Here is a 24,446-nt window from a genome sequence, read left to right as displayed (position 1 = left end):
CGATTCATGGACAGCTCGACGGTTTACTCACGGTTATCAATGATATTGGCTGGCGTAGTGCTGGTGTCTGGTGCTCATGCCAGTGTGGAATCTATTGTGGTGAATCAGGTCGGTTATCTGGAATCAGCTGACAAATCTGGATATATCATTAGTCGCTCTGATGAGTCTCTGCCTCCTGTAGCATTGCGTTCCCTATCTGGAGAGCCGGGTTTAGCATCATTGCCTATAAAGGCAATGCCGAAATTGGTCGATGGGCGCCATGTGAGCCTTGTTGATTTTAGTAAAGTTGAACATCCCGGCTGGTATCAGCTTGAGTCTGGGGATATTTCATCCGTTCCGTTTGCAATAGGGTCGGATAACTATCGTGATTTGAACCAGAGGCTGGTACATGCCCTGTATTTACAGCGTTCAGGTACTGAGGTAAGAGAAGCGGTTACCGGGATGATGCGCCCGCCGAGCCATATGAACGATGGTGTCATCTATCGTAGTGACGCATTTAACAAATCAGGGAGTCGCCAAGATACGACGGGCGGTTGGTATGATGCTGGCGATTTCGGTAAATATGTCGCGACAACAACAGTAACTGTTGCTCGTTTATTGGAAGCTTACCGCCAGTCACCGGCGTTGTTCTCTGGCTATCATTATCGTGGCAGTCAGTTACCCGCAGTGCTTGATGAGTCTATTTATGCACTTGAATGGCTGAGGAAAATGCAACGTGTAGATGGTGCTGTGTACCGGAAGGTTTCAGGTGCGCAATGGCCAGCAAAAATTGCGCCTTGGCAAGATCTTCAACCTCGTTATATCTACGGTGTGAGCACGCCTGAAACCGCTAAATTCGCGGCGACAATGGCTTTTGCCGCAAGGGTTATAAAGCCGTTTAACCATGATTTGTCTCGTCAGTATCTCTCCGCGGCCATTCATGCAGCCAATTACTTGTCACAGCATCCCGAGCAATATATTGATTGGCAGCCTGGCGACGACAGTGGTTCTGGCCCCTATGTTAAAAACAAGCATGATATGGAGCCTTCCTTGGAGACCGACGCCGATGATCGGCTGTGGGCCTATGCCGAGCTTTATTTAACGACCGGCCAAGATAAATATTTGCAGCAGTTTGAAAATCTGTACCAATCAGATCTTCTGGAAATTTTCGAATGGAAAAACCCTGCACTGATGGGGGTATGGCACCTTGTTGAAGCGGTGGACTCACCATTTACAGCCCAATTAGTGACTGACCTTGATGCGGTGGCCGAGCGTTATCATCAACAGGCCTTGCAATCACCATTTTATGTTGCCAACCAACGTTTTATTTGGGGCTCGAACAAGATGACGGCTGAAGCTGGCATTTTGATGGCTTGGGCCGATCTGGCGACGGGTAAAGTGGAACGGCGTCAGAGCGTTCAGTCTCAAATGGATTACGTATTGGGTGCCAACCCGTTCAATATGAGCTACGTCACGGCAAGCGGAACGTATGCCGTTAAAAACCTGCACCACTTATACCAAATAGCGACAGGCGTTTCTCTGCCGGGCTTTATGGTTGGGGGGCCAAATGAAATGGCTCAGGCGGGTGTTGCACCAAAGAATTTAGGCATGCTGAGTTATATCGACAGCGATCGTTCGTATGCGGTTAATGAGTTCGCGATAGATTACAACGCCAGCCTGATTGGCTTGATTGCAGTTCACCAAGCTTATTTTAACCGTCGATAACGGGAGCAATACGGATGGATTTTTATTTCAAGGAATTTGAGCACCGTAAGCCGCCAGAGCCCGTGCCACATAGTATGCCAAGAGAGTTGTTATATCAGTACTTGGCAACCTGCAATCTGACTCTTGGGATTTGGTATTTATGGTGGCGCTGGAGTTTTGCGCTTAACTACGATGCGATGTGGTTTTCGTTTCCGCTGGTATTTGCGGAGTCTTGTGCCTTTATTGGATCGGTTTTGTTCACATTTAACCTGTGGAAGACCAAGGATGAGCCTCGAAAATCGCCGCCCCATACTATCAACGAGTGTGTTGCGGCCGATAGTCCGGAAGCGGGGGAAAGCGGCCAATTAGTATTGACGTATTTTTCCCCACTTACGATGAAGAGCCCGAGTTGGTTAAGCTGAGTATCGAGGATGCTCAAAAAATCCGCTATCCACATGATATTGAAATGAAGATCTTTATCTTGGATGACGGCCGGCGGCCGACAATGCAGGCTTTGGCTACTGAAATGGGGGTTGAGTACATTACCCGAGACAACAACGTGGGTTTCAAGGCGGGGAATTTGAGAAATGCCCTCGAGCAGACCTACGGTGATTTTATTGTGATTTGTGATGCTGATACACGACCATTTCCGACCATTCTTGAGCATACCATGGGGTATTTCCGTGATCCTGACGTTGCTTGGGTACAAACACCGCAGTGGTTTTTCGACTTGCCGGAAGGTGAGCGCCTGCCTCAGTGGTTAGGGCGTAAGTTAGGTCGCTGGGCATCAGGCCTTGGTCGAGGGGTTGAGCGCTTATATGGGCCGATAAAAATTGGCGAAGACCCGTTTGTGAATGATCCGCAAATGTTTTATGACGTGATCCAACGCCGCCGTAACTGGGTGAATGCATCGTTTTGCTGTGGGGCGGGTTCCATCCACCGTCGCGAGGCGGTGATGGAAGCTGCCTTGCGGAGTTACAGCGAGCAAATCAGTAAAGAGCAGTCAGAAATTGAGAAACAGATCCGCAAGATCACCAAGGAAAAGCATGTTGAGAAATCCGTTTCTGACAATTTACGGCAGGAAATTATTTTCGATACGGAGTTCACGCCATACAAATTCCACGTCTCTGAGGATATCTATACCTCGATTGTGCTCCACTCGGATACTGAGCGTAATTGGCGTTCCGTTATGCACCCGCAGGTCGAGAGCAAGATGCTTTCCCCCCAGGACCTCCAGACATGGACGGTGCAGCGTTTCAAGTATTCAGGCGGTTCGATAGATATCTTTATGAATGATAACCCACTGTTCCGTAAGGGGATGGGGTTAAAACAAAAGCTTATGTACGGGGCGAGTTTCTGGTCGAACTTGTCGGCTATCTGGAACATCATTTTCCTGACCTGTCCAATCATTTACTTCTTTACCAGTATTGCGCCAGTCAGCGCCTATGATGTGACCTTCTACTTGCATTTTATTCCTTATGTCTTGACGGCCGAATTGGCCATGATGATAGGGACGTGGGGGGTAGCGGGCTACAAGGGAAAAACCAACTTCCTTTCTTTCTTCCCGGTGAATATGAGGGCTTTGTGGACGGTGCTCAGGGGGCAGAAAATTAGTTTCCCTGCAACGCCGAAGGAGAGGCAAGACGGGACATTTGGCCATTTGGTGATTCCGCAGAAGATCATTTTTGGCCTGAGTTTAATTAGCATGGCCTTTGCGTGGTTCTGCTATTTCACGGGGATGTTTGGCAGTTACTCACTTGGCGGCCTGATATTCAATAGTTTTTGGACAATCAACAATATGATGGCGATGTGGGGCATGATTGCCGCAGCCTATTGGACGCCACCACCGTCAGCCAAGAAGCAAGAGCAAGGCTCAGAGGAGTTGGAATATGGAATTTAAACAAGCTGTGGTGAATGCTAGGCACCATATTGTGTTCTTGCTAGGCCTGTTTACGGCGTTGGCTATCGCATTGACCATTGAAAATCGTGATTATGGCCGGATTTTAGGCAACATTACTTTTGAGGCAACGGAAGAAATCCCGGTCAGGGATAGCCGCGTATTGACTGAGGACGAATATATTTGGGCTGGAACGGCTTGGACTTATTTTGAAAATAATTACCAAGAAAATACAGGGTTGGTTAATTCGGTCGATGGTTATCCGTCTACGACGATGTGGGATACGGCTTCGTATATGATGGGGCTGCTATCTGCCGAGCGGCTGAATATTATTAGTCAGGGCAAGTTTGAGTTACGCATGGAGAAGGTGTTGGATACGCTGGCCCGTTTACCTCTTATTGACGGTAAGTTACCGAACAAGGCCTACAATACCCAAACGTTGCAGATGGTCGATTATACAAACCAACCTGTCGAAAATGGCATTGGCTGGTCGGCAATCGATATCGGCCGGATTTTGGTGCCGCTTAATATAATGGTTTGGCAATACCCGCAGTTTAACCAGCAGGTTAATGATGTGCTCAATCATTGGGATGTGAGTGCCATGATTATCGATGGTTATCTGTACGGCTCGCGTCCCAATGCCGATGGTTCCGGTATGGAACTGGTTCAGGAGGGTCGAATCGGCTATGAAGAGTATGCGTCGAAAGCCATGTCATTGATGGGGCGAGATGTTTTCAATGCAATGAAATACATTGATTATCTTGAAATGCGACAAATCGATGGCGTTGATATTCCGACGGATTTGCGTGACCCCGCCAAATACCATGCACACAACTATGTCGTGAGTGAGTCCTATATTCTTGACAGTTTGGAGTTCGGTGCCGACAGCGTTTCTAAGATTTTTGCTCACCGTGTTTATAAGGCGCAGGAAAATCGCTATGAGCGTACGGGGATATTGACGGCTGTCAGCGAAGATAACGTCGATGAGGCACCGTATTTTGTCTATAACACCGTGTTTTCAGACGGTAAGGAATGGAATGCGATCTCTGATCAGGGGGATGATGCTTCTCATTTGAAGACACTGTCGACCAAAGCGGCATTCGGTTGGTATGCGCTGTATGACACCCCTTATACCGAATTGTTGATCGATGATGCCAAAGATTTGTTTTCTAAAGACAAGGGATGGTATTCAGGCCGTTACGAGCTGGATGGGCGTGTGAATAAAGCGGTGACTGCCAATACAAATGGGATTGTTTTGGAGTCATTGGCATATATCGAAAATGGTTCATTACTGAACGTAGGTGTTAGGTAAGGCGCAATCAGGGTAGGGAGTATCGTATGCGTTATATCACCGTGTGCTTATTGGGCTTGCTGGCCACTGGTTGCGGAAATAAATACAACAGTTTTTCGGACGATGTTATTGAGCGAAAGAGTCACTGGAGTATACCGAAAGCACGTTCTGGACAGCTGACTGAAAAAGAAATGGATATGGCCAGGATTGCCTGGAAGTATTTTGAAAATAATTATCAGGAATCAACAGGTCTGGTTAATGCAGTAAATAATTATCCGTCGGTTACGTGGTGGGATGCGGCTTCCTATATGGCCGGTATGGTTAGCGCATACGAGTTGGGGATTATAGAAAAAGAGGAATTTGACAGACGTTTTATCCGGATGCTGACAACCCTGAATACTTTGGATTTGTTTAAGGGGGAATTGCCGAACAAGGCCTATAACACGCAAACAGCGGCGAAGGTAGACTATGCCAACCAGCCCGGTGAAATCGGTTATTCGGCATTGGATCTTGGACGGTTGTTGATTTGGCTGCACATTATTAAACACCGTTATCCTGAATACGCCACCGGGATTGATTCGGCTGTGCTGCGTTGGAACTTTTGCAATGTGGTGGACGAAAACGGCACGATGTTTGGTGCGTTGCAGGAAAAGGATAAGCCTGTGCAGTATTTGCAGGAAGGGCGACTTGGTTATGAGGAGTATGCCGCGAAAGGTTTTCAACTGTGGGGCTTTGATACAACACAAGCATCAATGCCCGAGCCCTATAGCACCATTAACCTTTATGGATACGATGTGCCTTATGATACCCGAGACCCACGTAAGCTGAAGGCGCATAGCTATGTTGTGACAGAAAGCTATGTGCTTGATGGTATTGAAATGGGCTGGGATCTCACCGAGGACCGCAGTGGTCACGACCATAACTACTCCAATGATTGGATAGCGGAGTTTGCCCTCCAGATTTACCGGGTTCAGGAAGAGCGTTACAAGCAAACAGGTATCATTACGGCAAGAACAGAGCACCAGTTGGCCGGCGCGCCGTATTTTGTGTATGACACGATTTATACCGATGGTTTTGCATGGAATACGATTGCGGAAAATGGAGAGTTCCTACCCCAGTTTGCGGCTGTTGCCATCAAGGGCGCGATGGGGATGTGGGTATTATGGGACACCGATTATACTGATTTGCTGTTTGATCATGTGTCGCACTTGTACGATCGAGAAAAAGGATTTTACGAGGGGATTTTTGAAAACGGTACGGGCCTTATCAATACCTTTACATCGAATAATAACGGTATAACGTTGGAAATCCTGCTTTATAAGCAACAAGGCAAGTTATTGCAGTATCAAGATAATGTTGCCCCAAGTCTGTGGGAAAAAGCGCTGGAGTCACCGTTTGGTTATGAGGGGCAGTGTTTGCCTCGTAAGAAGCCTAATCAGGGCTAGTTGTCGCTGGTGGGAGTAGTGCTTTTGAGCCGATGGAAGGTGCATTCGTTATTATCTGTTGCTTTGGCGCTGTCTGTGTCTGCGTGCGGCGTGGTTTATAACGGTGTGCAAGATGGGATCACCACGGTCAATGAATCACAGATATTCAGGCAGGGCCGTTACGGTGGCTTGAGTGAACAAGAGCTAGAGTGGGCAAGAATTGCATGGAAGTACGTTGAGAATAATACCAATTTGACAACCGGGTTGGTGAATGCGCTGGATAATTACCCCACCACAAACATGTCCAACCTTGCCGACTATCTTGTCGCATTGATGGCGGCACGTGAATTCGAATTTATTACCAGCAAAGAGCATGACGAGCGCCTGACATTGGTGCTTGGTTTTCTCAATGAAATGCCACTTGGCTTAACTGGAGTGCCCAACAAGGTCTATAGCACCAATACGTCCCAAATGGTCAATTATGCAAATCAGCCTGCCGAGTTGGGGTGGTCTTCTATTGATATTGGCCGTTTGTTAATTGTGCTGGCAATGACAAAACAACGTTATCCAGAGTTTTCGGAATATGTCGATAAGGCTGTGTTGCGCTGGAACTTCTGTGAACTGGTGACGCAAGATGGTGAGTTGTACGGTGGTACGGTTCATGAAGGGCAGGTTCACCGGTATAAAGAAGGCCGATTGGGCATCGAAGAGTATACCTCGTATGGTTATCTGGATTGGCATGTGGTACCGCAAAAAGCCATGATGCTAGAGCCTTACGAGGTTGTGACAATCAATGGTATTGATTTGTTGTTTGATGGTCGTGATCCCCGGCATTACGACGTATTGCGCCCGGTTTACAGCACGCCTTATTTATTAATGGGGATGGAATTCAACTGGGACAATATTGACGATACTCGAAGTAGCGATGCTGAGCATACCAACCATACACTTTCTGCTATGGCGGATTCAGTTTATAGGCTTCAGCAATCTCGCTGGGAACAAGATAGGATCTATACCGCGCGGGGCGAACATGTTGTAAGCGGTCCTCCTTATTTTGTTTATGACAGCATTTATGCATTGGGTACCCCGTGGATCAGTGTGGCTGAGGATGGTAGTGATCATGACGAAAAGGCGTTGGTCTCTACCCGGGTTGCTTTTCAGATGTGGGTGTTATGGAAAACCGACTATACCGATAAATTGCTGACGTTGGTGCAGGAGTTATACGACCCTGAGCGTGGTTGGTACGAAGGGCGCTATGAGCTTACCAGTAGTTATGAGAAGAGCATCAGCTTGCAGACAAATGCCGGGGTACTTCAGGCTTTGTTGTATAAAGCAAATGGTAAGTTGTATCAGCCAAAGGGCAACAGGGAATACCGTGATGTGCAGTTCGACTCTCGCTTTTATCATCCTGGCAAATGTTTGGTGGAGACATTTCGATGAGACGGCTTCGTACCTTGTTTTATTGTAGTTGTTGGATGTTATGGTCTGCGGTTTTACTGGCTTCGCCGATGGAAGTTGAACTTAGTTATTTTTCCAAGGCCAGCCATTTGGCCAATGCCGGTAAATACCACCAAGCTGCCGAACAGTGGCATCGGTTGACGATTGTAATTTTGAGTTCTGAGGCGAAATTGGGACGCAAGCGGATGTGGCAATATGCCGGATTGTCTGAAGCACTGGCAGCCATTGCTGCGGATAAGGCTAATGATGCCGTCGCCTATCAATATTGGGCTGATAGTACTCGCTATTTGATGACAGGGGGAACAACGTGGGAACGTGTCCGCAAGTCCCTCCATCGACGTTATGAGCATGCAAGCACGTTGCTTTCAACCCAGTTGCAAGTTGCCGATTTGGCCTCGGGAATGGATAGCCAGTGGGAGCAGGATTATGTTGTTTTGCAAACATGGGAACAAAAACTTGGGGTCTTTCACTTTCAGAGTCCGAAGTTAGGATTGAGTGATCATACGCAAGCGGATCGAGTTATGCCACAGTCAGTGCCATCAGTACCGGCATATCAACCCGCAGCCGTTTCTATTCAGGGCAAAAAGAAACTCAGTGGTATGAGTAACGCTTTTAGTCATGAGCAGCAATTTGCTCCAACTAACGTTGAGGCAGATAGCCCCAGTGCGAAACAGACAGAGGTTGCTCCGTTATCGGAGCAAAAAAGCACAAAAGATATTGAGCCAAATAAGGTTAGTCGTCAATTATCGACAGGCGAGTCATCCATTATTGTCGAAACCGCTCCGGTGATGAGTAAAGGTTTTATTGTGACACCCGAAAAAGAGACAAGAAGCCATGCAGCTGGATTGATTGATAATAATAGCCCGTCGTCTGCAGCAAAGCATGATGACCAAGCTCAAGCCCAAGAGAATACTGATGTGGCGCCGACGACCGTACAGTTGGTGGTTGAACCTTTAGAGTTCAAAGAGCAACCCGCAGGGGCGGTGAAATCGTCTTTCAAAAGTGAGAAGGTAGAACAGATAAAATCCCCAGTACCGCAATTGATTCCCAAAGCCAACGTGAGTGCCAACGATCCTCCGCCTGTTGAATCTAATCAGCGGCGTAGTTTTTATCCGGTCCAGTAAAAATAAGAGACGGGTACGGAGTTTGTTATTCTTTAAAGGAATTGCCATCACAAAATCGTAACTTAATGCAATTATTTGCTTAATAAATTTTGAGTTCTAAATCGCGATTACTACCCTTAATTTAAACCCTGTTGGTGTTGTCTGGGTGAGAAGTGTAAGTGGAATTGCCATGAGGGACTCGTGATGACAGCAGCAAAAAAAATAGTTTTGGACGCGTTAGCGCAAGCACAGGATAAATTTGATTTGACGGATAGCCGTCATCAGAAACGCCTGTTGGCCTTGGCCAATACACTGTATTGCCTTACCGATGTCCCTACGGCTTATTATCATCAATTGCTGCTTGAGCGAGATTGTCCTTTAGAATTCCGATTGGCAGTGAAGTTGGTTGAATCGAAAAGATATGTACTGAAATTAACTCGCCCTATTTCTGTCGGGGTTGTCTTCGCGATGTGGGGGGAACAAAATCGTCTGCTTCCGAAATCGACTGAAAACCCTAATGGTGAAGATTCGTTGCGGGTGAAAATCAACCAGCTCAATTGGATCACTCAAGGCTCGGTTGTTGATTGGCATCTCTATCCCGTCGATGATGGCTGCCCTTATGATAGTGCAGGGATTGCCGAGTCGTTGCTTGAATCACACCCTGATAAGCAGAAAGTTACGGTGCTACGCTTGGCCGAGGCTCTACCGGCGAGAGTCGGGCCATTATTGAATCTCTCCAATGTGGATGACTCTCGTAAGGGGGGCGCGATTATTTATGGTTGTCAGCAGGCACTAAACGATAAGCGAGATTGTGTTGTATATACCGATGCGGATAATTCGGTACATTTAGGACAGCTTGGATTGCTTTTACGACCTTATATCGTCGATCGGGCCAAAGTGGTCTTGGGCAATAGAAAGCATCCGGATTCAATACTGATTAAGCAGGAAGAACGTTGGGGGGTAGGCATTAAAACGTTGCGCCATATGCAACGAATGATTGGTCGAGAAATTTTCCGTAATAATATCTGCGATACCCAAGCTGCATTTAAATTATATGACAGGCATGTTATTGCCGATATACTCGCCAATCCAACGGTTTATGATTTCTCATTTGATACTGATTGGATTTTTGCGGCGATGAAAGCGGAATATTTGATGGAAACCGTACCCTTTGCGTTTATTGATTCTGTCGCTGAGTCCGCGTCTGTGATCCAGGGGCCTATGACAACGTGGTATACCTTGCTCAGCGGCTTGGCCAAAGCGGCTCAGGCAAGAGGTATTGACCATAACCATCAGATGGTGGCTGTTTTCGAAAATCATATTCATAGCCATGAAGACTTAGAAAAGATTATTGATCTCTTACCGCCGCAGTTGATGGAGGTTGATGATGATGAGCTGGGTGATCCCCTCTTGTTCCCACCCTCTGAAATTGAGCAGTGGCTGAGGGAAGTAAAGCAATCACCGCAAGCTCTGGTATCCTAAGCAACCGCTTGGTTGACTTAAACAGCAGCAGGGTATCAAGCCCTGCTGTTAATGTTGAGTAGGGTATAAAATAGCGTTATAAGCCTCGGCTTTTGTATCGGAGAAACGGTCGGTATAACAACTCTGTTTTTCCGCATCACAGTACACTTTGTTGCTCATTGAATAGCGAGTTGTGTCAAAGTTACTGCTTCCCACTTTATCAACCATCGCCATCATTTTGTCTTGTGCGGTTTGACCGAGAAACTCTTTGGTAAATTCCATGGAGATTCCATAGCTATCGGCACAAAATCCTGCTTTTTTGTCACATATAACACCCTGATCGGGTGAGTAAACATTTTCAGATAGCTGTGTTGATGCACTGGTTATGCTTGATACCATTAGTAAGGCCGCAGGTAGAATAAGTAGACCTGACATTTTTTTCATAGTTCGCTCTCTAGGACGGTGAGTAAGGGCTTCGGTACGAAAATCGTGCCGTGTTAAGCTGTGTGAAATTCCTTTAGGGAATTATACACCCGATGTTTTTTGTGAGGTTGTGAAAACGCATCTTGAATTAGCTTAGATATACTTGAATCTATCAATAGTGCAGTAAGAGAAGGATAGGGTATGAATTGGTATATCGCTGTATTGAAGAAATATGCGGTCTTTAATGGTAGGGCTAGGCGTCAAGAGTATTGGTATTTCCTTCTGTTTAATGTACTTATTGCTGTTTGTTTGTCACTGATCGATACCTACATTATCAATCCATTGCTGGGTATACCGGCTGGTACCGAAGAGGGGGGATTATTGAGTTCAGTCTATTCTCTAGCGGTGTTGGTACCGAGCATTGCCGTGGGCGTACGTCGCTTGCATGATATAGGAAAGAGTGGATGGTGGCTGCTGATTAGCTTGATCCCGCTAATTGGTGTTTTGGTATTGGTGTATTTCTTCGTTCAGGATAGCCATCCTGAGGCGAACGAGTATGGTCCGAATCCCAAAGATCCGCACGCTTCCAATATTGCTATATAGCTTGCTGATAGTGCGATTTCATTGTATTTCGCACTGGCTCGCTTGTCTTAAATTTAAGAATATCGATGTTATTTGATATGCGCAATGTTCCATATTAAACGGCAATGATTTGATTTGGCATTGTATTTCAATATTGAGCTAAGGCCTCACATCTGAAGCTAATTCTTAATTCATCTACAGTATAAATGTCTGTTTGGTGCATCTTGTTGTCGAGGTGCAACAAGTAACACAGATTCAAAGTTGGCGGGTAACAAATGAATGATGCCAGCGATATACGTGGAGTATCAAGATGAAAAAGAAAACTCTAACCCTTTTGCTCACAGCAATGTGTGTGGGGTTGTCTGGAGTGAGTGTGGCTTCGGGCAAATATGATCGCGATGACGATGATGATGATCGGTATTATCATCAGAGTTATTCGGATAGTGATGAGACAGACAGTAAGTATGATGACGACGATGATGACAAAGGTTCGTATTCTTCACACTATACATCCTCATATACGCATTCTAGCAACACTTATCATAGTCATAGTTATGATGACTCATCAGACAGTGATTCTGGATCATCAAAGCGGCTTGTCTTGAATCTGGTGGGTACAGGGAAAATGTATGAAGGTGAGGTTCCAGACATCGACGGAGATGAGGTGCCAGATCCTGCCATATGTTTTGATGTTGGATTAAAGGATCATGCAACTGGAGAGTTTATTGGTTCGGCGACTGATTGCTTATCTGAAATCACGCCAGAAGGTGATGGCCTTAAGCTCATTGGTACGACTTTCTTTTATCTTCCTGATGGCCTAATCGTGAGTCGGGGATTAACGACGGTTCAACCTGCTTTGCAAGAAACGGTGACGCCTGAAGGCAATACGGTGACCCATATCACAGGGGCGGCCAGTGATAAAAATAGTATCCTCAAGGGGTATGGTGAGTACTGGCGGCACAAAGGGACAGTAAGGCTTTCGGGGATGGTTGATCTTACCAATTTTGCCGGTAATGTCGGTGATCCGATGTTTTTTGATTGCCTATTTGTTCTTAATATTCAAGAAAAAAGTGTGAAATGGCCATATTGGTATAACTGGTACCGACATCAACACTATCAAGATGACAGTTATGATCGTCGATATCATCATGACGACAGTGGCAAGGACGTAGGGTATAGGGACAAAGATAAGTCATCAGATTACTGAGTTGCGCCATCTGCCTACATCATGACGGCGTGTAGGCAGATGGTATTTCTTGGTTGCTTTTGGAAAGAGTGGCTTATTGGGCGTATGTGTAAGTACGGTATCCGCCAATAAGGTTACGGGCTTTGTAGCCATTGTTGACTAACTGGCGGTATGCGACGTTGCCACGCAGGCCGACAGCACAGTAGATGATGATCTCTTTGTCTTTCGGCAATTCGTCCATGCGTTGGCGTAATTGGTCTACCGGGATGTTGATGGCTCCGTCGATAAAGCCCATATTTTTTAGCTCACCAGGATTGCGAACATCGAGCAGCAGCTGATTGTCATTGAGCTTGTCTATTTCATCAAAGTGAATCGGGGTGCTGTCACCTTTGATAATATTGGTGGCGACGAAAGCTGCTTGGTTTATCACGTCCTTGGCACTGCCATAGGGTGGTGCGTATGTCAGTTCTAGATGTTGCAGCTGCTCGACCGTCATTCCTGCACGTTGTGCCACCGCCATGACATCGATACGTTTGTCGATGCCATCTTTACCGACTGCTTGTGCCCCGAAAATCTTGCCACTTTGTGGGTCAAACAGCATCTTGAACGACACAGTTTCTGCTCCGGGATAGTAGCTCGCGTGGCTGGCGGTGTGGACGTATACTTTCTCGTACGCAATACCATCACGTTTAAGCTGCTTTTCGTTTTTGCCCGTAGAGGCAACAGCTAAGTCGAAGATCTTGCAGATCGCCGTGCCCTGAGTACCTTGATAGCTCTCACTGCGGCCAAGCATATTATCTGCCGCCATACGGCCTTGACGGTTGGCAGGGCCAGCAAGCGGAACAAGTGTTTGTGCGCCCGTCACAAAGTCCTTCTCTTCGACGGCATCACCCACGGCATAAATAGCAGGATCACTGGTCTGCATTATGTCGTTGGTATAAATGCCACCTAGTTCGCCAATCTGCAGACCTGCATCCTGTGCCAACTTGGTTTCGGGACGAACACCAACAGCCATGATTAGAATATCGGTAATGAGTGTTTCACCATTGCTTAATGTCAGGCTTAAATGGCCTGTGTTATCAGGTTGGCTGTCTTGATCTGATATCTGATACTCAACGGCCGTAAGTGCAGCCCCTAATTTAAGATCTACACCTTTGTCGCGGATTTCAGCGTGGGCAAACCCCGCCATCTCCCTATCGACAGGCGTCATTACTTGGTCTGCCATCTCGATGAGAGTGGTGTTTATACCTAGCTGGTGGAACGCTTCCATCATTTCTAGGCCGATAAAGCCACCGCCCACGACAGTAGCATGCTTGGGTTTATTTGACTGGAGCGTTTGAATGATGCGATCCATATCAGGAATGTTACGCAGCGAATGTGTCAGCGGGTTATCGATTCCGGGAATCGGCGGGATGACAGGTCCGGCTCCAGGGCTGAGTAATAGAAAATCGTAGGTCTCGGAATACTCACTGCCATCAACAAGATTTTTAACCGTTACGGTCTTGTTCTGACGATCGATGGCAATAACCTCATTCATTACCCGAACGTCAACATTGAAGCGCGCCAAGAAGCTCTCTGGCGTTTGCAGGAGTAATTTGCTTCTATCCTTAATATCTCCGCTGATATGGTAAGGCAATCCACAATTAGCAAATGAAACAAAGTGGCCTCTTTCGAACATGATGATTTCGGCATCTTCGCTTAGTCGTCGTGCTCGAGCTGCTGCCGACGCCCCACCTGCAACACCGCCGATAATTAAAATCTTGGTCATACGATTCCCTTTTTCACAGATCGCCAAGTTGGCAATGACAATATTAGGGCTACTATAAAAACATTCATTGCACTTGTCTAATTTAGTTTTTTCTAATTTAGTGTTGACTAATTATATGCCCTGAGTAACTCTGTAAAAAGAGTCACCCCAAACACGATACCTTGGAGTGGTGCTGTGGAAAAACGTGGATAGATACAGGCAGGCATTTTGGTGGAGGAACCGTGATGAGTATTGAAATTCCGTGGTTGGCCTTAGTGGGAGGGATGCTGTTGGGTACATCGGCATTGCTGCTGCTTTTGTTTAGCGGTCGTATAGCTGGGATTAGTGGGATAGTCTCCGGAGCAATGAATACGGAATCACCTCAGGCCGAGCGTAGTTGGCGCTGGTTGTTTTTGTTGGGTATGGTGTTGGCCGGATTGGTGACGCCATCTTTTGGTGTTTCGTTGCCGGAGAGTTTGCCTGTTAGTAACCCCTTGGTCATAGCCATAGCGGGATTATTGGTGGGGATGGGGACACGCTTGGGAAATGGCTGTACCAGTGGCCACGGTATTTGTGGTCTTGGGCGTTTGTCGAAGCGTTCAGTGGTTGCTACCGGGGTATTTATGGCCGTGGCTGTGATTACAACCTACCTGCGTCTATACATTGTTTGAGGAGTGGGCTATGTCGTTCAGAGTTATGATGGTTTCATTGGTGTCGGGATTGTTGTTTGGGTTTGGGATGATGCTGTCCGGAATGGTTGATCCTGCGAAGGTAATCGGTTTTCTGGATATCTCAGGTCAATGGGATCCTAGCTTAGCCTTCGTCATGGGGGGAGCGCTGTTGGTTTTTGCTCCGGGTTACTGGCTGCTTGTACACAGGCGGCAACAGCCTGTCTTTGGTGGGGTGTTTAACTTACCAACCTCCACAATACTGGACAAAAAGCTGTTGCTTGGCGCGACAATGTTCGGTGTGGGTTGGGGGATGGCGGGCATTTGTCCTGGGCCTGCGGTTACCTCCATCTCGGGTCTGAATCCGGCCATGATTATATTTTTGGCAGCACTGCTGCTAGGGATGAAAATAGCGCCACTGGGGGAGCGGTTAATGGTTAAACAAACCTCCTGAATGCTAGTGATGATAGCTGTGTTTTTGTGATCTATATCAAGTTTATGTAACGTGCTGCAAAAAAATGCCAAATGCCTGTTGATGTAGGACAGATAGCCGGATAAGTTGCTTAATGACCAAACAAAGACAGGCTAATCATAGGATGATTACCTGATACTCAGGGAAATATCGTTTTTTGGAGTACGATACATGAACACGCACCCCACAGGGCGGCATAATTCTGCCCCTAAACATTCTATAACCCCCTCTATCAAGCAGAGTCTTGCCCATAAGACTTCTGAGCATTTTCAGTTTTACGGTTTTATCACCGCATTTCGATTTAGCCACTTTAGCTATTAATCCATAGCTATAGCTTGCCGTTTGGCATGGTGGTCTTCTTCACTGTCCTTTTTTAATGCTTTGTACATTGCGGATGCGATGGGCATTGCGATAACTGTTGAGATTTAAATCGTGAACCTGAAATTAGTTGGAAGTTCTTTAATTATCGCGGGTACCGCACTAGGTGCCGGTATGTTGGCCATTCCTATGGTGCTGGCTCAATTTGGCCTGGTGTGGGGCACGCTATTGATGCTCTTTATCTGGTTGGGTACCACCTATGCGGCATTATTGCTGCTTGAAGCCAGTATCAAAGCAGGTGGTGGCTTGGGTATGAATACCATCGCACGTAAGACACTGGGTAAAGGTGGTCAGGTTGTGACAAATGGCCTTTTGTACGCCTTGCTAGTTTGTCTGCTGATGGCTTATATCATTGGTGCGGGTGATTTGCTGAAGAAATTGCTATCAGGAATCGGCCTTGAGTTTACTATGCTACAAAGCCAGATTGTCTTCACTGTACTGGCAGGTTTGGTGGTCGCAGCCGGGACGGCAACTGTGGATAAGATTAACCGTATCCTATTTGCCATCATGGTGCTGATGCTGGCGGTTACTCTAATGTCATTGGTACCGACCATGACGGTGGATAACTTGATGTTGGCGACAAGCGACAGCAAGGTTGCGTTGATTAAGACAAGTTCGGTGCTGTTCACCAGTTTCGGCTTTATGGTTGTGATTCCTTCACTGGTGACATACAACGAGGGGGCCAGCCATAAGCAATTGCGTAATATGGTTATCGTGGGTTCGATGATCCCGTTGGTTAGCTACCTACTGTGGCTATATGCTGCAATGGGTAATCTGAATGCTGATCAAATGGTGGGTTTCTCGAATGTCTCTGAGCTGATTGCGGCATTGGGCGCCAAGCACAGCATGATTAATGCGGTATTGTCGATTTTTACTGGCTTGGCGCTATTGACGTCATTCTTGGGGGTGGCGATGGCATTGTTTGATCAGAATGTCGATATGTTCCGTCAGAACCGTGCAGTGACCTATGTATTGACCTTTATCCTGCCATTGGTTGGTGCGGTTGTCGCGGCTGACCAGTTCCTATCGGTACTGGGCTATGCCGGTATTATCTTGGTTTTCCTTGCCGTCTTTATTCCGATGGCAATGACAATGAAGCTGCGTGGTCAAGATGATTCGCAGTTTGAGGTTGATGCTTCTGGTGCGCTATACCGTGTTGGTGGCGGCCAGTTGGCTCTAGGGCTGAGCTTCCTGTTCGGTTGCTTTATGTTAGCCGCTGAGTTGATTTGAACAATCAGATAATCAGGTACGGCAAAAAGGCGTTTACCTTAGGGTAAGCGCCTTTTTTATTGGGTTGGAGTGGTAATTTGCGACCAAACAAGATTACCGGTGAAATCTCAGTGACCAAACAAAGATCTCATACTGCTTTGGAGTACGCTAATAAATAGGGTAAAGCAGTTGTTTCCAATGGCTTCGATGATACAAAGTTTTGATAATTCGAGCCATAGATAGCAGAAATATATAGATTACTTAGAAGGAGTGGAGTGTAAATATTCCAGTACACTTGATGCGTTATATACTGCGGGCGTATAGTGTTTGTATGTAATTCAATGGGATATCAATAATGTTTTGGAAAATGGCGGAACGGGTTACGGAAAAGTCGATGGCATCTGGGGATCTGATGCCAATTGCGACTCAGGCGGTGACGATTGAGCAAGACGGGGTGTGTTATTTGGGTCATGTGGTGACGGAAAATGCGGGTAAGAAACTCATCTCATCAAGTAGCCATGCAAATCCTTTTTTGCCATATGAATCTGCCATGTATGTTGCTGAGGCGGGTGACAGCCACGTTTGTCTGCTTAATAAGTTTCCGGTCATTTCGCCACATCTACTTATTTGTTCCAAGGATTTTGTATCGCAAACGCAGGTCTTAAGTCTTGCTGACTTCAAGGCTTGGCTGCTTGGTTTCGATGCTGACGATGTGCTGGGCTTTTATAATTGCGGCCCGGTAGCGGGGGCCAGCCAGCCACATCGGCATATGCAGTTGGTAAAAACGGCAGTCCCATTGTCTGAGTTGATCGGGCAGGGTGCTTTACCGTTTGAGCATGTGGTTAGTCGCTCAAATAACTTAGATACTGAATCCATTTATGGTAACTATCTGGCTGCCTTGGCAAAGTTACAGCTTGGCCCTGATGAGCATGGAGAGTGTAGTCCGCACAATGTTCTGCTGAGTAAGGACTGGCTCTTGGTCTTGCCTCGTGCGGTGAACAATATCGCAGGTGTGTTTGCTAACGGAATGAATTACAGCGGTCGTTTTTTGGTTAAGCGAAAAGAGCAGCTCGAATGGTTGAAGCAGTATGGTCTGCTGCGGTTCTTGGCTGAATGCAGTGTAGGGACGAATGAATAGTCGTTTCTGGTGATGTTATTGGCGAGAAGGCTTATAACAAAAACATACGAATAAAAGAAAACCCGGTTGCCGAAGCAACCGGGTTTTTTAAACGTTAGTCGTAATTAAAAATTACTTCTTAGCGTTCTTTTCTTTCTGCTCAGCGATTACTTTTTCAGCAACGTTTGCAGGACATGGTGCGTAGTGTGCGAACTCCATAGAGAACTGACCACGACCAGAAGTCATAGTACGTAGAGTACCGATGTAACCAAACATTTCTGATAGAGGTACATCACCCTTGATACGTACGCCAGTTACACCAGCTTGCTGATCTTTGATCATACCGCGACGACGGTTAAGGTCACCGATTACGTCACCAACGTGGTCTTCTGGAGTGAACACGTCAACGTGCATGATTGGCTCAAGAAGCTGAGGACCTGCTTTAGGCATAGACTGACGGAATGCGCCTTTCGCTGCGATTTCAAATGCGATTGCAGATGAGTCAACTGCGTGGAAGCCACCGTCGAATAGCTCTACTTCAACGTCAAGCACTGGGAAGCCTGCTAGAGGACCAGTGTTCATCATGCCTTCGAAGCCTTTTTCTACTGCAGGCCAGAATTCTTTAGGCACGTTACCACCAACAACTGTTGATGTGAACTTGAAGCCAGAACCTTGCTCGCCAGGCTTGATACGGTAGTCGATCTTACCGAACTGACCAGAACCACCAGACTGCTTCTTGTGCGTGTAGCTATCTTCTACTGGAGTAGTGATAGTTTCACGGTAAGCAACCTGTGGCTGACCAACGATTAGGTCTACGCCGTAAGTACGCTTAAGGATGTCTACCTTGATGTCTAGGTGAAGTTCACCCATACCTTTCAGGATAGTTTCGCCAGTTTCTTCGTCAGTCTCAACCTGGAATGATGGATCTTCTGCAACCATCTTACCGATAGCGATACCCATCTTCTCAGAACCGCCCTTGTCCTTAGGAGCAACAGCGATAGAGATTACTGGAACTGGGAAGATCATTGGTTCAAGAGTACATTCGTGCTTAGGATCACATAGAGTGTGACCAGTCTGAACGTTCTTCATACCAACGATAGCGATGATGTCGCCAGCTTGAGCGTAAGTTAGTTCGTTACGCTCGTCAGCTTGCATCTCAACCATACGGCCGATACGCTCAGTCTTACCAGTAGCTGCGTTAAGGATGGTGTCACCCTTGTTTAGCTTACCAGAGTAGATACGTACGAAAGTTAGGGCGCCGAAACGGTCGTCCATGATCTTGAACGCTAGTGCGCGGAATGGTTCGTCAGCAGATACAGTTGCTACTTCGCCAGTCTCTTCACCAGTTTCTGGATCAGTTAGAGGTTGTGGGTCAACTTCGTTTGGAGCAGGTAGGTAATCTACAACTGCGTCTAGAACTAGCTGAATACCTTTGTTCTTGTAAGCAGAACCACAGAACGTTGGGAAGAATGCTAGGTCACGAGTACCCTTACGGATACAACGCTTGATGTCTTCGATAGAAGGCTCTTCACCTTCCATGTACGCTTCCATTAGGTCGTCGTCTTGCTCAACAGCAGTTTCGATCAACTCTTCACGGTAAGCTTCTACGTCATCAACCATATCCGCAGGGATTTCTTTGATTTCGTAGTTTTCTGGAAGACCAGTGTCATCCCATACGAAAGCTTGACGAGTTAGAACGTCTACAACACCTACGAAGTCTTCTTCGCGGCCGATTGGTAGAGTCATAACAAGTGGAGTAGCACCTAGTACGTTCTTAACTTGTTCTACAACGTTGAAGAAATCTGCACCCATACGGTCCAGTTTGTTAACGAAGATCAGACGAGATACGTTTGATTCGTTAGCGTAACGCCAGTTAGTTTCTGACTGAGGTTCAACACCGCCAGAACCACAGAATACACCGATACCGCCGTCAAGTACTTTCAGAGAACGGTATACTTCAACTGTGAAGTCAACGTGTCCTGGAGTATCGATAACGTTTAGACGGTGGTCGTTCCAGAAACAGCTAACTGCTGCAGACTGGATTGTGATACCACGTTCAGCTTCCTGCTCCATGAAGTCAGTAGTAGTAGAGCCGTCGTGCGTGTCGCCGATCTTGTGGATTTTACCAGTAAGCTTAAGGATACGCTCAGTAGTAGTGGTTTTACCCGCATCAACGTGCGCGAAAATACCAATGTTTCTGTATTTAGATAAATCTGTCATTGTTTTTCTCTATAAACAATTACTGTCACTATTCGGTCGGGGAGTATATCACTGATTTAGACAAATATTACATAGTTCATTTACGATAAAATGAACATTTGCTTGTTTTTGCTCCGCCTTTTTGTATTAAAAGGCGTAAATGGTCAATATTCCCACAAGCACGATGCAAGAAACCATGGCGGCGGTAGATTCTCGAGTCTGAACACTGGTGTTCAGATAACCAGAACACAGCAACCATAGCTGTTGACTTCGCTATTACTGGCGCCTTGCACCAGAAAAGGTAGATGGCTGCTGCCATCAGGTCGGGTTAATTTTAGACGTTATTAACACGGCATACCAGTGGCAGAGACAATAAAGCCATTTCTATAGGGCTACAAACCTCATATTTTTGCTATTTCAATGATCTAATATTTTTTGATGCTTCAAAAATATGCTTTCAGTGTATGGGTGAGCCGTGAAGGTGCGCTGATTAACGCGTTGAGATTATTGTTTTTATTACGATAAGGCGTGTTTGCCCTTATTTTGCCGTATTTAGACTCAGAAGGTAGAGCAGGGCACAGCGGTAGGCTGAGTGAGTCAAGAATACCGATATGCCGCTGGTTTCATTTTTGCTTTGGGCTTTCGTTAGTTCTGTTCGGCATAGAAGGCAGCGACGTCAGCCAGATCTTGTTCATTGAGTGCAGATAATTGCTGTTTCATCATCGCGCTCAATGGGCCAGTCCGCCGATCTTGTTGGTAGTCTTGCATGGAACGGAAGAGGTAAAGGGCATCTTGTCCGTTGAGATTAGGGTAAGTGGTTTGAGTTGCTTTGCCGGTCGCACCGTGGCAGAACTGACAAGAGAATGCTTTGGTTTTGCCTGTTTCGGCATTGCCGTTGGGCATGGCAATACTTGGTGTGCTCATCAAGGCAACAAGTAGGCAAGGGATAAATAGCTTGTTCATAAGGTAAAATAAAAGGTGTGTATGGGATAGCAGGTTAGGTTATACCTATATACTGACCAATTCGGAAGCATATTTTGTGGTATATGTTTGCGGTTTGGTGATTTCCTATTCCTGACCTATCGTAAAAAGATGAGGAACACAGTTGGGTTGGGAGTAAAATTATGGCGTTATGGACTACCGCAGTTAGCGTCGCACCACATGGCAGGCTGGCGCTTTCCACAGCCGCAGTGATTTTTTTGTCATTTTCTGGCGTAATCTTCTCGACCTCATCCGCTTATGCTGTAGAGCAAGACGCCAAGTCTTTATCCACAAGCCAACCGGCCAGCGATAATGCAGCCCTCCCTTCAGTGATTGAGTCTACGTCATTGGTTGGTTTTGGTACTGCCAAATATCCATCGGATTTTAAGCATTTTGATTATGTTAACCCTGATGCGCCCAAAGGGGGGCAGGTTACTTATGCTCAGGTTGGTACTTTTGATAGCTTCAATCGCTATGCGTCACGAGGGGTGTCGGCGGCAGGCAGCGATGCTATTTACGATACCTTATTTGTTTCCTCGGAAGATGAAATTGATAGTTTTTACCCATTGATTGCGGAAAAGGTCCGCTATGACGAAACATATAGCTGGATGGAGGTTGATATCAACCCTAAGGCCCGTTTTCACGACGGGATGCCGATTACCGCAAAAGATGTTGCCTTTACCTACGACAAGTTTATGAAAGAAGGGGTTGCCCAATACAAGGTGTATTTCAAGGCGGTCAAGTCAGTCACTGCAACCGCTGCTTTGACGGCAAAGATTGAAATGGCAGAGCCTAATCGCGAAGTGTTGTTGGCGTTAGTGCAGGGGATGAGTGTACTGCCTGAACACATTTGGCGAGACCTTGATTTGTCTGAGCCCCTCAATAGTCCGCCAGTGGGGAGTAGCGCCTATAAAATTACCCGCTACAAGTCCGGGCAGAGTGTGACATATTCGCGGGTTGAGGATTACTGGGCCAAAGAGTTGCCTGTTAATATCGGCCGTCACAACTTCGATACTATCCGCTATGACTACTATCGTGATGAGACGGTGACGCTAGAAGCCTTTAAGGCGGGCGAATACGATATCAGGGAGGAAAATGTCGCCAAGTTCTGGGCCACTCTCTATCAGGGCGCTAATTTTGATAAAGGCTACATTATTAAGGAGGAGATCCCCCACCAAATTCCCCAGAGCATGCAGGCATTCGTATTCAATACTCAGTCACCGATGTTTGCAGATCCCAAGGTTCGTGAGGCATTGGCATACGCCATGGACTTCGCCTGGATGAACAAGTCCCTTTTCTACAATCAGTACACCCGTACCCGCAGCTATTTTCAAAATACAGACTACGAGGCCAAAGGGCTTCCTTCATCTGATGAGATCGCTGTGCTTCAACCGATAAAAGACCAGATCCCACCCAGAGTATTTACTGAAGAGTACCAGCCTCCGGTCAGTGATGGTAGTGGCAGGATCCGCTCACAGTTGCGGACGGCTTTGGCGTTAATGAAAGAGGCTGGGTGGCAGGTCAAAAATAAAGTCATGACCAATATCGAAACCGGTGAGCCTTTCCGTTTCGAGCTACTGATGTACAGCCCTACCACGGAGCGTATTGCTATTCCGATGCAAAAGAACCTCAAGCTAATGGGTATCGATATGCGCTTGAGGACGGTGGATACCACCCAATATATTAAACGGCTTCGTGACCGAGATTTTGAGATGGTTTCTTCAGGGTATTCCGCCAATCCCTATCCGAGCCCGAATTTGCTTATCGCATGGAACAGCCATTTTATAGACAGTACCTACAACACGGCAGGGGTGAGTGATCCTGCGATTGATTACTTGACCGATCAAATCGCAGACAACCAGAAACATCCGGACAAGCTCCTGAGTTTGGGGCGTTCGCTCGATCGCGTATTGCAATGGAATTTCTATGTGATCCCCCAGTGGCATATCAGCATGTTCAGGGTGGCAATGTGGGATAAGTTTGCCCGACCGGAGATCAGGCCCAAGTATTCATTGGGGAAGGATACATGGTGGGTTGATAAGGATAAGGTCAGCAAACTGCCAGTGAAGAGGCGTTAGCTATGGGGGCATATATTATCCGGCGCCTGTTGCTGGTTATTCCGACCCTATGGGCCATTATCACTATTAACTTCTTCGTGATTCAGATTGCCCCCGGAGGGCCAGTTGAGCAGGCTGTCGCCCAGCTTGAAGGTCACGGCTCTGGGATCATGGAACGTTTTGCTGGCGGTGGCAGTGAAGTGAGCGGTCAGGATGTGGCCGAGCAGCAGAGTGGCTATCGAGGCTCGAGGGGATTAGACCCGGAGGTTGTCGATGCAATTAAGGCACAGTTTGGGTTTGATAAACCGTTGCTGGAACGTTACTGGGAAATGCTCAAAAACTACGCCACCTTTAATTTTGGCGAGAGTTTGTTCAAAGGCGGGAACGTCATTGATTTGATTGTTGATCGCCTGCCGGTGTCGATATCCCTTGGTCTTTGGAGCACGTTGATCATTTATTTGGTCTCAATCCCACTCGGCATAGCAAAAGCAATTCGACACGGCTCTCGGTTTGACGTTTGGAGCAGTGCTTTGGTGATAGTTGGGTATGCTATCCCCGGTTTTTTGTTTGCCATTATTTTGATCATCTTCTTTGCCAGCGGTAACTACTTTAGTTGGTTTCCTCTTCGCGGGCTGGTTTCGTCTAATTTTGATGAGTTGAGTTGTATTGAGCAGGTTGTCGATTACTTCTGGCATTTGGCATTGCCGATCCTCGCGATGGTCATTGGCGGCTTCGCCACGTTGACCATGTTGACCAAAAATTCGTTCTTGGATGAGATTAACAAGCAGTACGTGGTCACGGCGAGAGCCAAGGGGCTGGATGAGCGCAGTATTTTGTATCGGCATGTGTTTCGCAATGCGATGCTGATTATCATCGCAGGTTTTCCCGCTGCCTTTATCAGTATTTTTTTTACCGGTGCGATGTTAATTGAGGTGATGTTCTCGTTAGAGGGAATTGGGCTGCTTGGGTTTGAATCGACGATACAGCGTGACTATCCGGTGGTGTTTAGCTCGTTGTATATCATGACTCTGTTGGGGCTGTTGTTGAATATCATCTCGGATATTACCTATACCTTGGTTGATCCGAGGATTGACTTTGAGGCGCGCTAAG

Annotated in this window: 20 protein-coding genes; 16 read left to right on the top strand and 4 right to left on the bottom strand. The window is 46.8% G+C overall.

Annotated elements, in window-relative coordinates; genetic code table 11:
* Positions 1-6 precede the first annotated feature (6 nt).
* The 8 genes from ACSF8X_RS11475 to ACSF8X_RS11440 all read left to right on the top strand — a co-directional run bounded on the left by ACSF8X_RS11475 (position 7) and on the right by ACSF8X_RS11440 (position 10,338).
* Entirely contained in the window at positions 7-1,704 is a 1,698-nt protein-coding gene (locus ACSF8X_RS11475) for a glycoside hydrolase family 9 protein (protein WP_500850006.1), read from the top strand.
* Between the two features lie 14 nt (positions 1,705-1,718).
* Complete coding sequence (locus ACSF8X_RS11470; RefSeq protein WP_500850005.1) at positions 1,719-2,105, top strand: hypothetical protein; 387 nt, start codon at positions 1,719-1,721, stop codon at positions 2,103-2,105.
* Complete coding sequence (locus tag ACSF8X_RS11465) at positions 2,093-3,583, top strand: glycosyltransferase family 2 protein (protein ID WP_500850004.1); 1,491 nt, start codon at positions 2,093-2,095, stop codon at positions 3,581-3,583. Before ACSF8X_RS11470 ends, ACSF8X_RS11465 begins: the two co-directional genes overlap by 13 nt.
* Positions 3,573-4,892, top strand: coding sequence for a DUF3131 domain-containing protein (locus ACSF8X_RS11460; RefSeq protein WP_500850003.1), 1,320 nt, complete (start codon positions 3,573-3,575; stop codon positions 4,890-4,892). Before ACSF8X_RS11465 ends, ACSF8X_RS11460 begins: the two co-directional genes overlap by 11 nt.
* 26 nt (positions 4,893-4,918) lie before the next feature.
* Complete coding sequence (locus tag ACSF8X_RS11455; protein ID WP_047876999.1) at positions 4,919-6,316, top strand: DUF3131 domain-containing protein; 1,398 nt, start codon at positions 4,919-4,921, stop codon at positions 6,314-6,316.
* 24 nt (positions 6,317-6,340) lie between these two features.
* The gene (locus ACSF8X_RS11450; RefSeq protein ID WP_500850002.1) at positions 6,341-7,735 is read left to right on the top strand and encodes a DUF3131 domain-containing protein; all 1,395 of its coding nucleotides are present in this window, start codon (positions 6,341-6,343) and stop codon (positions 7,733-7,735) included.
* Positions 7,732-8,877: a hypothetical protein gene (locus ACSF8X_RS11445; RefSeq protein ID WP_500850001.1), complete on the top strand. Its 1,146-nt coding sequence runs from the start codon at positions 7,732-7,734 to the stop codon at positions 8,875-8,877. Before ACSF8X_RS11450 ends, ACSF8X_RS11445 begins: the two co-directional genes overlap by 4 nt.
* A gap of 183 nt (positions 8,878-9,060) precedes the next feature.
* Positions 9,061-10,338 carry a glycosyltransferase family protein gene (locus tag ACSF8X_RS11440; protein ID WP_500850000.1) on the top strand — a complete coding sequence of 426 codons (1,278 nt, stop codon included), beginning with the start codon at positions 9,061-9,063 and terminating at the stop codon, positions 10,336-10,338.
* Between the two features lie 48 nt (positions 10,339-10,386).
* On the opposite strand, the gene ACSF8X_RS11435 is transcribed toward ACSF8X_RS11440, so the two are convergent.
* Complete coding sequence (locus tag ACSF8X_RS11435; protein WP_500849999.1) at positions 10,387-10,761, bottom strand: YcgJ family protein; 375 nt, start codon at positions 10,759-10,761, stop codon at positions 10,387-10,389.
* A 180-nt stretch (positions 10,762-10,941) separates the two neighbouring features.
* Here ACSF8X_RS11435 and ACSF8X_RS11430 point away from each other — a divergent pair, with 180 nt between their 5' ends.
* Positions 10,942-11,343, top strand: a complete 402-nt coding sequence (locus ACSF8X_RS11430) for a DUF805 domain-containing protein (RefSeq protein ID WP_500849998.1) — start codon at positions 10,942-10,944, stop codon at positions 11,341-11,343.
* A gap of 289 nt (positions 11,344-11,632) precedes the next feature.
* Positions 11,633-12,529: a hypothetical protein gene (locus ACSF8X_RS11425; RefSeq protein ID WP_157037757.1), complete on the top strand. Its 897-nt coding sequence runs from the start codon at positions 11,633-11,635 to the stop codon at positions 12,527-12,529.
* A gap of 73 nt (positions 12,530-12,602) precedes the next feature.
* On the opposite strand, the gene ACSF8X_RS11420 is transcribed toward ACSF8X_RS11425, so the two are convergent.
* The gene (locus ACSF8X_RS11420) at positions 12,603-14,276 is read right to left on the bottom strand and encodes an FAD-dependent oxidoreductase (RefSeq protein WP_500849997.1); all 1,674 of its coding nucleotides are present in this window, start codon (positions 14,274-14,276) and stop codon (positions 12,603-12,605) included.
* A 224-nt stretch (positions 14,277-14,500) separates the two neighbouring features.
* Here ACSF8X_RS11420 and ACSF8X_RS11415 point away from each other — a divergent pair, with 224 nt between their 5' ends.
* From ACSF8X_RS11415 to ACSF8X_RS11400, 4 genes are all read left to right on the top strand, one after another.
* A complete protein-coding gene (locus ACSF8X_RS11415; protein WP_500849996.1) occupies positions 14,501-14,926 on the top strand; it encodes a YeeE/YedE family protein in 426 nt (141 codons plus the stop codon).
* Positions 14,927-14,936: 10 nt separating this feature from the next.
* Positions 14,937-15,377, top strand: a complete 441-nt coding sequence (locus ACSF8X_RS11410; protein ID WP_500849995.1) for a DUF6691 family protein — start codon at positions 14,937-14,939, stop codon at positions 15,375-15,377.
* Positions 15,378-15,827: 450 nt separating this feature from the next.
* Positions 15,828-17,003, top strand: coding sequence for an amino acid permease (locus ACSF8X_RS11405; protein WP_047876992.1), 1,176 nt, complete (start codon positions 15,828-15,830; stop codon positions 17,001-17,003).
* A 334-nt stretch (positions 17,004-17,337) separates the two neighbouring features.
* The gene (locus tag ACSF8X_RS11400; RefSeq protein ID WP_500849994.1) at positions 17,338-18,120 is read left to right on the top strand and encodes a DUF4922 domain-containing protein; all 783 of its coding nucleotides are present in this window, start codon (positions 17,338-17,340) and stop codon (positions 18,118-18,120) included.
* Positions 18,121-18,231: 111 nt separating this feature from the next.
* On the opposite strand, the gene fusA is transcribed toward ACSF8X_RS11400, so the two are convergent.
* Positions 18,232-20,319, bottom strand: coding sequence for an elongation factor G (fusA, locus tag ACSF8X_RS11395; RefSeq protein WP_500849993.1), 2,088 nt, complete (start codon positions 20,317-20,319; stop codon positions 18,232-18,234).
* Between the two features lie 624 nt (positions 20,320-20,943).
* Entirely contained in the window at positions 20,944-21,261 is a 318-nt protein-coding gene (locus tag ACSF8X_RS11390; RefSeq protein WP_047876989.1) for a c-type cytochrome, read from the bottom strand.
* Positions 21,262-21,422: 161 nt separating this feature from the next.
* Here ACSF8X_RS11390 and ACSF8X_RS11385 point away from each other — a divergent pair, with 161 nt between their 5' ends.
* Positions 21,423-23,357: an extracellular solute-binding protein gene (locus ACSF8X_RS11385; RefSeq protein ID WP_500849992.1), complete on the top strand. Its 1,935-nt coding sequence runs from the start codon at positions 21,423-21,425 to the stop codon at positions 23,355-23,357.
* A gap of 2 nt (positions 23,358-23,359) precedes the next feature.
* Positions 23,360-24,445 (top strand): microcin C ABC transporter permease YejB, encoded by a 1,086-nt coding sequence (locus ACSF8X_RS11380; RefSeq protein ID WP_500849991.1) that lies wholly within the window; start codon positions 23,360-23,362, stop codon positions 24,443-24,445.
* The last annotated feature ends 1 nt before the right edge of the window (position 24,446 follow it).

It is taken from the genome of Photobacterium panuliri (assembly GCF_059920555.1).
The sequence above is the reverse complement of the archived record's forward strand: the minus strand, read 5'-3'. Positions and strand labels throughout refer to the sequence as shown.

Excerpts from the sequence above, each read along its gene's own strand:
- ACSF8X_RS11475 (WP_500850006.1), top strand. The coding sequence starts at position 7 with ATGGACAGCTCGACGGTTTACTCACGGTTATCAATGATATTGGCTGGC.
- ACSF8X_RS11470 (WP_500850005.1), top strand. The coding sequence starts at position 1,719 with ATGGATTTTTATTTCAAGGAATTTGAGCACCGTAAGCCGCCAGAGCCC.
- ACSF8X_RS11460 (WP_500850003.1), top strand. The coding sequence starts at position 3,573 with ATGGAATTTAAACAAGCTGTGGTGAATGCTAGGCACCATATTGTGTTC.
- ACSF8X_RS11455 (WP_047876999.1), top strand. The coding sequence starts at position 4,919 with ATGCGTTATATCACCGTGTGCTTATTGGGCTTGCTGGCCACTGGTTGC.
- ACSF8X_RS11445 (WP_500850001.1), top strand. The coding sequence starts at position 7,732 with ATGAGACGGCTTCGTACCTTGTTTTATTGTAGTTGTTGGATGTTATGG.
- ACSF8X_RS11440 (WP_500850000.1), top strand. The coding sequence starts at position 9,061 with ATGACAGCAGCAAAAAAAATAGTTTTGGACGCGTTAGCGCAAGCACAG.
- ACSF8X_RS11435 (WP_500849999.1), bottom strand. The coding sequence starts at position 10,761 with ATGAAAAAAATGTCAGGTCTACTTATTCTACCTGCGGCCTTACTAATG.
- ACSF8X_RS11430 (WP_500849998.1), top strand. The coding sequence starts at position 10,942 with ATGAATTGGTATATCGCTGTATTGAAGAAATATGCGGTCTTTAATGGT.
- ACSF8X_RS11425 (WP_157037757.1), top strand. The coding sequence starts at position 11,633 with ATGAAAAAGAAAACTCTAACCCTTTTGCTCACAGCAATGTGTGTGGGG.
- ACSF8X_RS11420 (WP_500849997.1), bottom strand. The coding sequence starts at position 14,276 with ATGACCAAGATTTTAATTATCGGCGGTGTTGCAGGTGGGGCGTCGGCA.
- ACSF8X_RS11415 (WP_500849996.1), top strand. The coding sequence starts at position 14,501 with ATGAGTATTGAAATTCCGTGGTTGGCCTTAGTGGGAGGGATGCTGTTG.
- ACSF8X_RS11410 (WP_500849995.1), top strand. The coding sequence starts at position 14,937 with ATGTCGTTCAGAGTTATGATGGTTTCATTGGTGTCGGGATTGTTGTTT.
- ACSF8X_RS11400 (WP_500849994.1), top strand. The coding sequence starts at position 17,338 with ATGTTTTGGAAAATGGCGGAACGGGTTACGGAAAAGTCGATGGCATCT.
- fusA (WP_500849993.1), bottom strand. The coding sequence starts at position 20,319 with ATGACAGATTTATCTAAATACAGAAACATTGGTATTTTCGCGCACGTT.
- ACSF8X_RS11390 (WP_047876989.1), bottom strand. The coding sequence starts at position 21,261 with ATGAACAAGCTATTTATCCCTTGCCTACTTGTTGCCTTGATGAGCACA.
- ACSF8X_RS11385 (WP_500849992.1), top strand. The coding sequence starts at position 21,423 with ATGGCGTTATGGACTACCGCAGTTAGCGTCGCACCACATGGCAGGCTG.
- ACSF8X_RS11380 (WP_500849991.1), top strand. The coding sequence starts at position 23,360 with ATGGGGGCATATATTATCCGGCGCCTGTTGCTGGTTATTCCGACCCTA.